This window comes from Aquipuribacter nitratireducens (assembly GCF_037860835.1).
Classification (GTDB): Bacteria; Actinomycetota; Actinomycetes; order Actinomycetales; family JBBAYJ01; genus Aquipuribacter; species Aquipuribacter nitratireducens.
This window is the reverse complement of sequence record NZ_JBBEOG010000008.1, coordinates 42,781-56,107: the sequence shown is the minus strand read 5'-3', so window position 1 is coordinate 56,107 and position 13,327 is coordinate 42,781. Positions and strand designations below refer to the sequence as shown.

The 13,327-nt window shown below is 77.1% G+C and carries 9 protein-coding genes; 6 read left to right on the top strand and 3 right to left on the bottom strand.

What is annotated here, in order from left to right; translation table 11 throughout:
- The first annotated feature begins 12 nt into the window (after positions 1-12).
- Positions 13-750, top strand: a complete 738-nt coding sequence (locus tag WAB14_RS14495) for a hypothetical protein (protein ID WP_340270833.1) — start codon at positions 13-15, stop codon at positions 748-750.
- A 39-nt stretch (positions 751-789) separates the two neighbouring features.
- Here WAB14_RS14495 and WAB14_RS14490 read toward each other — a convergent pair whose 3' ends face one another.
- Positions 790-2,148, bottom strand: coding sequence for a TrpB-like pyridoxal phosphate-dependent enzyme (locus WAB14_RS14490; RefSeq protein ID WP_340270832.1), 1,359 nt, complete (start codon positions 2,146-2,148; stop codon positions 790-792).
- A gap of 83 nt (positions 2,149-2,231) precedes the next feature.
- On the opposite strand from WAB14_RS14490, the gene WAB14_RS14485 reads away from it, so the two are divergent.
- From WAB14_RS14485 to WAB14_RS14475, 3 genes are read left to right on the top strand one after another with little or no spacing between them, the layout of a single operon-like run.
- Complete coding sequence (locus tag WAB14_RS14485) at positions 2,232-2,984, top strand: response regulator transcription factor (protein WP_340270830.1); 753 nt, start codon at positions 2,232-2,234, stop codon at positions 2,982-2,984.
- Positions 2,981-4,072 carry a HAMP domain-containing sensor histidine kinase gene (locus tag WAB14_RS14480; protein WP_340270829.1) on the top strand — a complete coding sequence of 364 codons (1,092 nt, stop codon included), beginning with the start codon at positions 2,981-2,983 and terminating at the stop codon, positions 4,070-4,072. Before WAB14_RS14485 ends, WAB14_RS14480 begins: the two co-directional genes overlap by 4 nt.
- Positions 4,069-5,547, top strand: coding sequence for a DUF4153 domain-containing protein (locus tag WAB14_RS14475; protein WP_340270828.1), 1,479 nt, complete (start codon positions 4,069-4,071; stop codon positions 5,545-5,547). The genes WAB14_RS14480 and WAB14_RS14475 overlap by 4 nt, the downstream gene beginning before the upstream one ends.
- A gap of 10 nt (positions 5,548-5,557) precedes the next feature.
- On the opposite strand, the gene WAB14_RS14470 is transcribed toward WAB14_RS14475, so the two are convergent.
- A complete protein-coding gene (locus tag WAB14_RS14470; protein WP_340270826.1) occupies positions 5,558-6,325 on the bottom strand; it encodes a hypothetical protein in 768 nt (255 codons plus the stop codon).
- A 61-nt stretch (positions 6,326-6,386) separates the two neighbouring features.
- Between WAB14_RS14470 and WAB14_RS14465 the strand changes: the two genes are divergently transcribed.
- Together WAB14_RS14465 and WAB14_RS14460 are read left to right on the top strand one after the other, a co-directional pair.
- On the top strand, positions 6,387-9,284 hold the full coding sequence (locus WAB14_RS14465) for an FAD-binding and (Fe-S)-binding domain-containing protein (protein WP_340270825.1): 2,898 nt from the start codon (positions 6,387-6,389) through the stop codon (positions 9,282-9,284).
- 26 nt (positions 9,285-9,310) lie between these two features.
- A complete protein-coding gene (locus WAB14_RS14460; protein WP_340270824.1) occupies positions 9,311-11,629 on the top strand; it encodes an EAL domain-containing protein in 2,319 nt (772 codons plus the stop codon).
- Here WAB14_RS14460 and WAB14_RS14455 read toward each other — a convergent pair.
- Complete coding sequence (locus tag WAB14_RS14455) at positions 11,607-13,304, bottom strand: NAD(P)/FAD-dependent oxidoreductase (RefSeq protein ID WP_340270822.1); 1,698 nt, start codon at positions 13,302-13,304, stop codon at positions 11,607-11,609. The genes WAB14_RS14460 and WAB14_RS14455 overlap by 23 nt on opposite strands.
- Between the last annotated feature and the right edge of the window lie 23 nt (positions 13,305-13,327).

Below are 13,327 nucleotides of genomic sequence, written 5' to 3'. Positions count from 1 at the left end.
ACGATGGGGGAGGTGACCACCGCCGCTCGCTCCTTCCTCGCCCTCGTCGTGCTGCTCCTGCTGCTCGGTGGGGTCGTCGTCGGGGCCGAGCTCGTCGTCCGGTCGCAGGTCGACAGCACCTTCCGGGACACCGTCGAGGAGGAGCTCGCCCGCCTCACCGACCCCGACGGCTCCTTCGAGCAGGTGGAGACCGACGTCGCCGGGTACGCCCTGCTCGGGCTGCTGCGGGGCCGCTTCGACGCCGTCACCGTGACGGCGCGCGACGGCGTGGTGGGCGGGGTCGCGGTCCCCGTCCTCGACGTCGCCGCGGACCGGGTGAGCCCCGACGGGCGCCGGGTCGACAGCCTCGAGGTCCGCGTCCGCGCCGACGCCGCGGCGCTGCTCGCGAGCCAGGTGGCCGACGAGGCCGCCGCGGAGTCCCTCCGCAGCACGGCCGAGGTGACCGCCCCCGACCGCATCGCCGCGAGCCTCCCCGTCGAGCTGCCGGTGCTCGGCGCCCAGCAGGTCGACGTCGAGGTGGAGGTCCGCCCGCAGGACGGCGGGATCGTCGTCACGCCCACCAGCGCGACCCTGCCCGCCCTCGGCGAGGCGCTCGACCTCGCCCAGCTCGGCGTCCTCACCGGCTTCGCGCTCGAGGCGACCACCCTCCCAGGCGGTCTCCAGCTCGACGGGATCCGGCTCGAGGCGACCCCCGACCGTCCCGAGCTCGTCGCGGACCTGTCGTGCGACCGGGGCTGCTCGCTGCGGTGAGCGGGCAGCAGCTGCCGCGCGGGTGTCCGGCCCCCGTGCTCACCCCAGCGCCGGCACCCCCGCGAGCGCCGAGGCGAACCGCTCCGGGCTGACGGCCTCGTCGACCATCCGCCCCGACAGGTAGGCGTCGTACGCGGCGAGGTCGAGGTGACCGTGCCCGCAGAGCGCGGTGACGATGACCTTCTCCTCGCCGCTGTCCTTGCACGCCAGGGCCTCGCGCACGCAGCCGGCGAGGGCGTGGGTGGGTTCCGGGGCGGGCACGATGCCCTCGGTCCGGGCGAACTGGACGCCGGCCGCGAAGCACTCCGACTGCGGCACCGCGATCGCCTCGAGCAGCCCCAGCTCGTAGACGTGGCTCAGCAGCGGCGCCATGCCGTGGTAGCGCAGCCCGCCCGCGTGGATGGGGTCCGGGACGAAGTCGTGGCCGAGGGTGTGCATCTTCATGAGCGGCGTCATGCCGGCGGTGTCGCCGAAGTCGTAGGCGTAGACGCCCTGCGTGAGCGACGGGCACGACGCCGGCTCGACGGCCCGGATGACCGGGGACATCCGCCCGGCGAGCTTCTCGCGCAGGAGCGGGAACGCGAGCCCGGCGAAGTTCGAGCCGCCGCCGGTGCAGCCGATGACGACGTCCGGGGTCTCCCCGGCGAGCTCCAGCTGCAGCAGCGCCTCCTCGCCGATGACGGTCTGGTGGAGGAGCACGTGGTTGAGGACGCTCCCGAGCGCGTAGCGGGTGTCCGGGTCCTGCGCCGCCACCTCGACGGCCTCGGAGATCGCGATGCCGAGGGAGCCGGGGTGGTCGGCCCGCTCGCCGAGCACCGCCCTGCCGGCGGCCGTGAGCTCGCTGGGGGAGCGGTGCACCGTGCCGCCGAAGGTCTCGATCATCGTGCGCCGGTACGGCTTCTGGTCGTAGCTCGCCCCGACCTGCCACACCTCGCACTCGAGGCCGAACAGCGCCGAGGCGAACGCCAGCGCCGTGCCCCACTGTCCGGCGCCGGTCTCCGTCGTGAGGCGCCGCACGCCGGCCTGGGCGTTGTAGTACGCCTGCGGGACCGCGGTGTTCGGCTTGTGCGACCCGGCGGGGGACACGCCCTCGTACTTGTAGTAGATCCGCGCCGGCGTGCCGAGCGCCTTCTCCAGCCCGTGCGCCCGGTACAGCGGCGAGGGCCGCCACAACCGGTAGACGTCGAGCACCGCCTCGGGGATGTCGACGTAGCGCTCCGCCGTCACCTCCTGCTCGATGAGCGCCATGGGGAACAGCGGCGCGAGCGCCTCCGGGCCGATCGGTTCGTGCGTGCCGGGGTGCAGGGGCGGGGGAGGCGGGGACGGCAGGTCGGGGATCACGTTGTACCAGCGGGTCGGCATCTGCTCCTCGTCGAGCAGGAACTTGTGGCGCACCATGACCGGACGCTACCCACGACGCCCACACGATCTCCACGTCCCGGACCGACCGTCCCCACGACCGCGTCCGTACTGTCCCCGCCATGGGGACGAGTGACGCCGGTGGGCGGCGACGGGTGCTGGTCGTGGAGGACGACGTCGCGATCGCCGACGCGGTCCGCCGGCGCCTGGAGGCGGAGGGCTACGACGTCGACGTCACGCACGACGGCCGGGACGCGGTCGCGCACGCGGCGCGGGTGCCTCCGGACGTCGTCGTGCTCGACGTCATGCTGCCGGGTCTCGACGGGCTCGAGGTGTGCCGTCGGGTCCAGCAGCACCGGCCGGTTCCCGTCCTCATGCTGACGGCGCGCTCGGAGGAGACCGACCGGCTCGTCGGTCTCGGGGTGGGCGCGGACGACTACGTGACGAAGCCGTTCAGCCCGCGCGAGCTCGTCGCCCGGGTCGCGGCGCTGCTGCGCCGGGTCGAGCGGGCCGCGGTGCTCGCCGCGACCGCGCCCGACGGGGGTGGGGCAGCGGCAGCGGGGTCCGTGCTCGTGGCCGGTGCCGTCGCCGTCGACGTGCCGCGGCGCCGGGTCCACCTCGACGGCGAGGAGGTGCACCTCACCCGCACCGAGTTCGACGTGCTGCGTGCGCTCGCCGAGGCGCCGGGCGCGGTCGTGACCCGCGAGCGGCTGCTCGTCGACGTGTGGGGGTGGCCCGCGAGCGACGCCCGGTCCCTGCGCGGCACCGCGGCCCGCGCCGTCGACAGCCACGTCAAGGCGCTGCGCCGCAAGCTCGGGCCGGAGCGCATCCGCACCGTCACCGGCGTCGGCTACGCCCTCGAGGTGCCCGCGTGAGCGCGGCGTCCGCCGTCACCCGCGCGCGCCGGCTGCCCGACCTCCGTCCCCTCGACCCCGTCCGCTCCGTCAAGGCGAAGCTCGCCCTCGTCGTCGTCGGGTCCCTCACGGCGGGCCTGGCCGTGAGCACGGCGGGCACGCGGCTGCTCGACGGTGACGTCGTGTGGGTGAGCGTGCTCGCGCTCGCCGTCGCGGTCGGGCTCGTCCAGGTCCTCGCCCACGGCATGACCTCGCCGCTGCGGCAGATGACGCAGGCGGCGCGTGCCATGGCCGCGGGGGAGGCCCCGGGCCCCGCCGTCGCGCCCGTCGCCACCACGAGCCGCGACGAGGTGGGCGAGCTCGCGCGCGCCTTCACCGCGATGGCGCGCGACCTGGAGGACGTCGACCGGCAGCGGCGGGAGCTCCTCGCCGACGTCGCCCACGAGCTCCGCACCCCGGTCGCCGCGCTGCGCGCGCAGCTGGAGAACCTCGTCGACGGGGTCCGCGCGCCGGACCCCGACGCGCTGGGCGCCGCCCTGCACGAGACAGAGCGCCTCGGCGACCTCGTCGAGGACCTCCTCGGCCTCGCGCGGTCCGCCGGCACCGGACTGCGGCTGGAGGTGACGCGCGTGCCGGTCCTCCCCGCGGTCGAGGAGGTCGTCGCCCTCGCGGCGCGCGCCCACCCCGGCAGCGACCTGCGCACCGACGTCGCGCCCGACCTCGTGGCGTGGGCGGACGCGCGCCGCCTGCGGCAGGTGCTCACCAACCTCGTCGACAACGCGTGCCGGCACGGCTCCCCGGACGGCCTCGTCCTCGTCTCCGCCCGGCCGGGCCCGGCCGGGGCGGTGGTCCTCGACGTCCACGACGACGGACCGGGCATCCCCGACGAGCAGCGGCAGAGCGTCTTCGACCGCTTCCGGCGGGGCACCGGCGCGCAGCACGCGACTCCTCCGGAGCCCGACGGGCGGGGCGGTGGCACCGGGCTCGGCCTCGCGATCGTGCGCTGGGCCGTCGAGCTCCACGGCGGCCGGGTGGCGGTGCTGCCCGGCGACGTCGGGTGCCGGGTCCGGGTGCTCCTGCCCGGGCCGGCCCAGGAGGGCGACCGGTGAGCGGGACGGAGGCCGCCGCCCCGCCCACGCAGGCGCCCGCCGGACCGCCCGCGCCGCCCTGGTGGCCGGCACCGGTCGCACCGCTGCCCTCGGCCACCCTCGCGGTGGCCGCCCTCGGCGGCCTCGTCGCGGCTCTCACCCTGCCGGGCACCCGTGCCGGCGCCCCGCTCACGCTGCTGCTCCTCATCGCCGTCGTGCTGTGCGCGTGGGCGAGCCGTACCCGCGACCCGCTGCCCGGCGACCGGCGTGCGCTCGGTCTCGCCGCGCTCCTCGCGCTCGTCCCCGTCGTCCGGGCCGAGGCGCTCCTCGTCGTCCTGTGCGTGCTCGCGAGCGGGCTGCTCCTCGCCCTCGTCGCGCTGCGACGGGACCGCTGGAGCGGGGTCCTCCTCCTCGCCGTCCTCGTCCCGTGGGCAGTCGGGCTCGGTGCGCGTCACGTCGTCCGGCACCCGCCGGTGCGGCTGCCGGCGGGCGACCGGGCCGTGCGTCGAGCGGCCCTCGCGGCGTGGACGCGGGGCGCCGCGGTCGCCGCGGTCGTCACGACCGCGCTCGTCGTCCTGCTTGCGTCGGCGGACGCCGCGGTGGCGCGGCTCCTCGGCGGGTGGCGCCTGCCGGACCTGCCGGTGCCGCGGCTGCTGCTCGGTGTGCTCGTCGCCGCCGTCCTCGTCGGTCTCGTGTCCGCCGCGGTCCTGCCCCCGCGACCCGACCGGGTCCGCGAGCCCCGGGGGCACCGCGCCGCGGACTGGGCGCTGCCCCTCGTGCTCGCCGACGTCGTCGTCCTCGGGTACCTCCTCGTGCAGGGGGCCGTGCTCTTCGACCCGGCGACCGCGCTGGAGGGCACCGGCACGACGCCGGCGCAGTGGGCACGGCAGGGGTTCGGCCAGCTGGTGGCGGTGTCCGTCCTGCTGCTGCTCGTGCTGGGGCGGGCGGCGCGGCGCGTCGACCGGTCACGCCGGCGCGACCTGCGCCTGCTCCACACCGCCGGCGGCCTCCTCGCGCTGTGCGTCCTCTCGGTCGTCGCGAGCGCCCTCGTGCGGATGGCGCTCTACACCGAGCGGTTCGGCCTCACCGCGCTGCGGCTCTACGTCGTCGCCTTCGAGCTGGGCCTGGCGGTGGCGCTCGTCGCCGCGTGCCTCCTGTGGTGGCGTCGCCGGCGCGGCCCCTCGGCCCGGGCCGTCGTGCTCGGCGGCGCCGCGGTCCTCGTCGCGCTCGCCGCGCTCGGGCCGGAGGCGACGGCCGCCCGCTACGACGTCGAGCGCTGGGACCGCTACGGCGACGCCCTCTACGTCATGGGGCTGAGCGCGGACGCCGCACCGGCGCTCGCACGCCTGCAGGACGACGTCCGCGGCTGCGTCGTCCGCCCGCTCGCCACCGCCGCGCCGGACCCCTGGTACGGGTGGAACCTCTCCCGGTGGCGCGCCGACCGGCTCCTCGCGCGGGTTCTGCTCCCGCAGGCCGGGGAGTGCCCGGTCCCGTGACGTCCCGACCTCACGACGGCGCGGCGAGCCGCTCGTCGAGGCGCCGGTCGAGCTCCTCCACCTGACGGCGCACCTCGGGCTGCCGGAGCGCCGCGAGGACCCGGTCGACGCCGCGGTCGACGTCCTCGCCGGGGTCGAGCCCGCCGGGGGCGTCGTGCTCCCGGCGGTCGCGGTCGAAGCGTCCGCGGGCGTAGTCGACGAGGGCGCCCGACAGGCCACGGGCACCGCCCAGGGCGTCCTGCAGCGCGGCGGCGACGAGGCGGAGGTCGAGCTCGTCGATCGTCTCGTCGAAGGCGGCGCGCACCTGCGCGGCCTCCGTGCGCACCGCGTGCCGGGCGGCCTCGATGCCGTCCGGTCCGTCCGGGAGATCGGGCAGGCCACCCCGCTCGAGCACCCGGTACGTGCAGCGCCCGAGCGCGAGCACCCGCGCGAGGTCGGTGGGTACGCCCCGCACGGCGCCGGCGACACGTACCCACTTGCGGGCGGGCCACAGCGCGAGGGCGAGCGGGGCGGCCGCCACGGTGCGGAGCAGGCCACGCCCGCGCCGCTCGTACAGCGGCGCGACCGTCTCCACCGGGTACGTCCGCCCGGCCTCCCGCAGCGTCCTCCGCACCGACTCGCGGACGGCCCGGCCCTGCACGGCGTCGTCGAGCAGCGGCACCGGGACGAAACGCGTCGTCGCGGCCACCAGCCCGCAGACCACCCAGTCGCGCAGCAGCGTGCGCGGCACCGCCGTCCCCGCGCGCGTCCAGTCCGTGGTCCCGTCCGTCCCGGCCATGCCGCCCACGTGCCCGCGGACCCGGTCCGGGAAACGCGGGACGGGCAGGCAGACTGGTCGCATGACGCTGACCGGCGCCGCGCCGCACGCGGCCGGAGCACCCGGACCGGGGGCGGCCGAGGTGCCGGGCGACATCGTCGTGCGGCTGCGGCGGGCGCTGGGCGGCGGCGCCAGGGTCGACGACTCCGCGCGCGTGCGCGCCGAGTACAGCACCGACGCGAGCAACTACCGGGTCCTGCCGGCGGCGGTCGTCGTCGCCCGCGACGTCGACGACGTCCTCGCCGCGGCCGAGGTGTGCCGCGCGACCGGCACCCCGCTCACGCTGCGGGGCGGCGGCACCTCCGTCGCCGGCAACGCCGTCGGCCCCGGGGTCGTCGTCGACACGAGCCGGCACCTGACCCGCGTGCTCGCCGTCGACCCGGACGCGCGCACCGCGACCGTCGAGCCCGGCGTCGTCCTCACGTCGCTGCAGGCAGCCGCCCGTCCGCACGGGCTGCGCTTCGGCCCGGACCCGTCGACGCAGGCCCGCTGCACCCTCGGCGGGATGATCGGCAACAACGCGTGCGGGCCCCACGCCGTCGCGTACGGGCGCACCGCCGACAACGTCGTCGCCCTCGACTGGCTCGACGGCCGCGGTCGCCGCTTCACCGCCGGTGCCGGCGACCTGTCACCCGTGCCCGGCCTCGAGGAGCTCGTGGGCGCGCACCTCGGGCTCGTGCGGACCGAGCTCGGGCGCTTCCCGAGGCAGGTGTCCGGCTACTCCCTCGAGCACCTCCTGCCGGAGAACGGCCGCGACCTCGCGAAGGCCCTCGTCGGGACCGAGGGCACGTGCGGGGTGCTGCTCGGCGCCACGGTCCGCCTCGTCGACCTCGCGCCCGCGACCGCCCTCGCGGTGCTCGCCTACCCCGACATGGCGGCCGCCGCCGACGCCGTGCCCGCCCTCCTGCCGCACCACCCGCTCGCCGTCGAGGGCATCGACGCGCGTCTCGTCGACGTGGTCAGGCACCACAAGGGCGAGGCGTCCGTCCCGGACCTGCCGCCGGGCGGCGGCTGGCTGCTCTGCGAGGTCGGCGGCGGAGACGAGGCGGGGGCGTTCGCCGCCGCCCGCCGCCTCGCCGCGGACGCCGGCACCGACGCCGTCCGCGTGGTCCCGCCCGGACCGGAGGCGACCGCGCTGTGGCGCATCCGGGAGGACGGCGCCGGGCTCGCCGGACGCACCCCCGCCGGCGCGCAGGCGTGGCCCGGCTGGGAGGACGCCGCCGTCCCGCCCGAGCGGCTCGGCGACTACCTCCGCGGTTTCGCGGCGCTCCTGCGCGACCACGGCGTCGACGGCCTCGCGTACGGGCACTTCGGGGACGGGTGCGTGCACGTCCGCATCGACCTGCCGCTGGCCGACGCCCCGCAGCGGCTGCGCCCCTTCCTCCACGACGCCGCCGACCTCGTCGTCGCGCACGGGGGGTCGCTGTCCGGCGAGCACGGGGACGGCCGCGCCCGCTCCGAGCTCCTCGCCCGCATGTACTCGCCGGAGGCGCTGCGGCTGTTCGAGGGGTTCAAGGCGCTCCTCGACCCCGACGACGTCCACAACCCGGGCGTGCTCGTGCGACCGCGACCCGTCGACGCCGACCTGCGGCGGCCGCTGGCCCGCCCGGCCGCCCCGGCGGGCGGATTCGCCCTGCGGCACGACTCCGGCGACCTCACCCGCGCCGTCCACCGCTGCGTCGGGGTCGGCAAGTGCCGGGCCGACACCGGTGCCGCGGGCGGCTTCATGTGCCCGTCGTACCTCGCGACCCGCGAGGAGAAGGACTCCACGCGCGGGCGGGCGCGGGTCCTGCAGGAGCTGACGGTCGGCACGCTCGTCGGCGGGGTCGAGCACCCGGCGGTCGCGGAGTCCCTCGACCTCTGCCTGTCGTGCAAGGCGTGCGCGAGCGACTGCCCCGCCGGGGTCGACATGGCGACGTACAAGGCAGAGTGGCTCCACCGCCGCTACCGGGGCCGGCTGCGGCCCCCGGCGCACTACGCGCTCGGGTGGCTCCCCCGCTGGTCGGCACTCGTCGCCGCCGTCCCCGGGCTCGCGACCGTCCTCAACACCGTCCTGCGTCTCGCCCCCCTCCGCCGGCTCGTGCTGCGCCTCGGGGGCATGGACCCCCGGCGTGGGGTGCCCCGCTTCGCGCCGCGCACGTTGCGCGCACGCTGGGCGGCGGACCGCACGGCGCGCCCGTGGCGGCACGACCGTGCCCCCGGTGGGCCGGTGCTCCTGTGGGCCGACTCCTTCACCGACGGCTTCGGCCCCGACGTCGGCGAGGCCGCACGGCGCGTCCTCGAGGCCGCCGGGCACGAGGTCGTCCTCGCCGGCCCCGGCGCCTGCTGCGGCCTCACGTGGATCTCCACCGGCCAGCTCGACGGCGCCCGGGAGCGGCTGCGCCGCACCCTCGACGTCCTCGCCCCGCACGTCGACGCAGGGCTGCCGGTGGTGGGCCTCGAGCCCTCGTGCACCGTCGCCCTCATGTCCGACCTGCCCGAGCTCGTGCCCGACGACCCGCGTGCACCCCGGGTGGCGGCCGCCGTCCGCACCCTCGCGCAGCAGCTGCAGACCCGCGTGGCCGACGGCTGGACCCCGCCCGATCTCTCCGGCCTCGACGTCGTCGCCCAGCCCCACTGCCACCAGCACAGCGAGACCGGCTACGGCGCCGACCTCGACCTCCTGCAGCGGGCCGGGGCGCGGGTGCGGGCGCTCGCCGGGTGCTGCGGCCTCGCCGGCAACTGGGGCATGGAGGCCGGGCACCACGAGGTCTCCGTCGCCGTCGCCGAGCGCGCCCTGCTGCCCGCGCTCCGCGAGGCGGCCCCCGGCACGGTGCTGCTCGCCGACGGGTTCTCCTGCCGCACGCAGGCGGCCGACCTCGCCGGCGTCCGAGGACGCCACCTCGCCGAGCTCCTCGCCGACCGGCTGCCGCCGGACTGAGGGCGCCCGCCGGCTCAGGTCGGCGGGTGCGCCTGCCGATGCTGCTCGTCGTGCGGGCGACACGGGAGGACGGGCGGCGGTCCCGTCGCACCCGTACCGCCGTCCCCGCCCGCGCCGTCCTCCTGGTCGTCGGGGTCCTGGGGCCCGTCGTGGCGCTCCTCGCCGCGCAGGGCCTCCGCCCCGACCTCGAGGACCGCGCCGGCCACGCCGTCGTCGCCGTCACGTGCGTGCTCGGGGCGGCGTGGCTGCTGCGCGTCCGCGACCACGCGGTCCCGGCCCGCCGCGCCACCACGAGGCTCCTCGGTGCCGCCTTCGCGCTGTACGGGCTCGGGCAGCTCCTCAACGCGGTCGTCGTCGGCACCCACCCGTGGGCACCGGGCGACCTCGTGGCGATGGCGGTCACCCCGCTCGTGCTCGCCGCCTTCGCGAACGCCCCGGCGCCGTCGCAGGCCGCGCTGCCCGTCACCCGGCTGCTGCTCGACTCCCTCCTCGTCGCCACGTGCGTGGCGCTCGCCGCGTGGGAGCTGCTGGTCCCAGCGCCCTCCGGGTCGTGGTGGGCCTCCACCGTCACGGTCCTCGTGCTGGTCGCCGTGGCCGCGTGCTGCAGCGTCCCGGTCCTCGCCGCCCTCCGCGACCGGGGCCGGGGACCGCTGGTGCTCGCGCTCGGCGTCGCCGCGTTCGTCGTCGCCGACGGGATCGACGTGCTGCCCGGCCTCGGTGTCGACCTTCCCGAGGGCGTCCTCGCCGCCTCCGCCCTGTGGCAGGCCGCCGTCGTCGTCCCGACGCTCGCCGCCGCGACCGCCTGGGCGTCCGCCACCGGTCGCCGTGGCGTCGACGCACGGCCCGAGGCGCAGGACGACGGCGGCCGCACCGCGACCGCCACGACGCTCGTCGCGTGCGTGCTGCTCGTCCTCGCCGTCCTCGCTGGCGGGGCGCCGGGCCTCGACCCCGTCGCCCGGGTGCTCGGCCTCGTCGTCATCGCCCTGTTCCTCGGGCGCGAGGTCCTCCTCCTCGAGGTGCTCCGCGACCTCGTCCGGACCCTCACCCGGCAGGCGCTCGTCGACCCCCTCACCGGCCTCCCCAACGCCCAGGCGCTCGCGGCAGCCGCCGACCGCGCGTGCCGGGCCGTCGTCGTCCTCGACATCGCCGGCCTCGACGCCGTCAACCAGGTCCAGGGCCGGCGCGGTGGCGACGAGCTGGTGCGGCAGGTCGCGCTGCTCGTCCGTGCGGCCGCGCCACCGGACGCGACGTGCTTCCGCGCCGGCGGCGACGAGTTCGCCGTCGTGCTCCCGCCCCTGCCCTCACCGGTCGCGACGGCGCGTGTGTCGGACCGCGCGCTCGCCCTCGCCGAGCGGCTGCAGCGGGACGCGCAGGAGCACGCCCGGGTGGGGGAGCACGGCACCCGCCTCCACGTCGGGGTCGCCGTCGCCGCCGACGGCGTCACGAGCGTCGCGGAGGTCGTCGAGGACGCGACCCAGGCGCTGCACAGCGCCCAGCAGCAGCGCGCCGGGCGCCCCGTCCTCCACGACGAGGCGCAGCGCTGCCGGGCGCTGCGCGCGCTCGCGGTGGGGCGGCGCCTGCCGCGGGCCGTCGCCCGTGGCGAGGTCGACGTGCTCCTCCAGCCGATCGTCGACCTCCGCACCGGCCGGGTCGTCGCGGCCGAGGCGCTCGCCCGCTGGCACGACGACCAGCTCGGCCACGTGCCGCCGCCGGAGTTCGTCGCGGCCGCGGAGCGCTGCGGTGTCATCGACGACCTCGGCGAGCACGTGCTCCGCGCGGCGCTGCGTCGCGCGGACGACGCGGGGGTCCTCGCCGCGGGCGTCCGGCTCAGCGTCAACGTCTCCCCGCTGCAGCTGCAGCAGCGTCGCCTGCTCGAGGTCGTGCGCGACGTCGTCGCGACGCACGCGGTGGCGCCTGGCTCGCTCGCGCTCGAGGTGACGGAGTCGGTGCTGCTCGACGAGGACGGGCCCGCGCTGTGGCACCTCCACGAGCTCGTCGCGTCCGGGGTCGACGTCGTCATCGACGACTTCGGCGCCGGGCACGCCTCGCTGGGCTACCTGCGGCGCGTGCCCGCGAGCACGCTGAAGCTCGACCGCGGGCTCGTCACCGCAGCCGCCTCCGACGCGCGCGCCCGGGCGGTCCTCCTCGCCGGCCTCGAGCTGTGCCGGAGCCTCGGGCTCACGAGCGTCGTCGAGGGCGTGGAGACCGTCGAGGTGGCGGAGGAGATGGCCCGGCTCGGCGCCGACCTCGGTCAGGGCTGGCTGTGGTCGCGGGCCGTGCCCGCGGAGGAGCTCGCCCTCCTGCTGTCGGCCGAGCGGACCCTCAGCCGTCCTGCTGTGCCCTGACGCGCTCCTCGCGCACGTCCAGCCCCCGGTCGCCCGGGACGGCGTCGCGCTCCTCGTCGGTGTGTGAGCCGTCGCCATCGGCGTCCCCGCCGGCCGGGCCGTCCCGCTCGACGTCGGTCGACATCGACACCGACTCCGTGCCCGAGCGGGTGGGGGCGGCCTGCGTCGTCGAGGCCGTCGCGGCGTCCTGGCCGCGTTGCGCGAGCGCGCGACGCGCGATGATCTGCTGCTGGGTGACCGCGCGCTCGCTGCGCCCGCGCCCGACGAACGTGATGGTCCACTTCAGCAGCGTCGTCACGCGGTTCTTGAACCCCACGAGGTAGAGCAGGTGGACCGCGAGCCACAGCACCCACGCGACGAAGCCGGAGAACTTGCGCCCCCCGACGTCCGCGACTGCGGAGAAGCGGGCGATGGTCGCCATGGAGCCCTTGTCCTTGTACCGGAACGGCTCGCCCGTCGCCTCGCCCGCCAGCGACCGACGGATCTCCCGGGCGGCGTGCTCCCCGCCCTGGATGGCGACCTGCGCGACGCCCGGCAGACCCTCCAGCGCCATCATGTCGCCGACGACGTGGACCTCCGGGTGGCCCGGCAGCGTGAGGTCGGGCTCGACCTTCACCCGGCCCGAGCGGTCGAGCTCCGCGCCGGACTGCTCGGCGAGCTGCGCCCCGAGGGCGCTCGCCTGCACGCCGGCCGCCCACACCTTGCAGCGGGCGTCGATACGGCGGGTCGTGCCGTCGGAGTCCTTGACGTCGAGGCCGAACCGGTCGACGCCGACGACCATGGCGCCGAGCTGGACGTCGACCCCCATCTTCTCCAGCTGCTCGTGCGCGGCGCGGCCGAGGGAGTCGTCGAAGCCGGGCAGCACCTTCGGGGCAGCGTCGACGAGGACCACGCGCGCGCTCGTGGGGTCGATCCGGCGGAAGTCGCGCCGCAGCGTCTGCCGGGACAGCTCGGCGATCTGTCCTGCCATCTCGACGCCCGTCGGCCCGGCGCCCACGACGACGAAGGTGAGCATGCGGGCGGTCTCCGCCTCGTCCCACGCGAGCTCGGCGAGCTCGAAGGCGCCGAAGATGCGCCCGCGCAGCTCGAGCGCGTCGTCGATCGACTTCATGCCCGGCGCCCACAGGGCGAAGTGGTCGTTGCCGAAGTACGACTGCCCGGCGCCCGCGGCCACCACGAGGTGGTCGTAGGTCGTGACCGTCTCGCTGTCGAGGACCTGCGAGCGGACGCAGCGGGAGTCGAGGTCGATGTCCGTCACCTCGCCGAGGAGGACCGTCGCGTTCGTCTGGCCGCTGAGGACCTCGCGGGTCGAGGGGGCGATGTCGCCCTCCGACAGGATCCCGGTCGCCACCTGGTAGAGCAGCGGCTGGAACAGGTGGTGGCTCGTCCGGGAGACGAGGGTGACGTCGACGTCGGCCTTCGCGAGGTGCCGGGTGGCGAACAGGCCACCGAAGCCCGACCCGACGACGACGACGTGGGGGCGCCCCGTCGTGCGGCGACCGTCGTCGGGTGCCGGGCGGGACCGGGTGACCTCGGCGTCGGCGAGGCTCGGCTCGTGCGGGCTGACGGCCGGGCGCTGCTCGTGCGCGGGCCGGCCGTCCTCCTGCCGCCGGGTCGGGGCACGGTGCGAGGGGAGGTCGGGGCCGGGCGGGCCCTGGGTGGGCGAGGTCGTCATGCGTGCCTCCGCGAGGTGGTGGC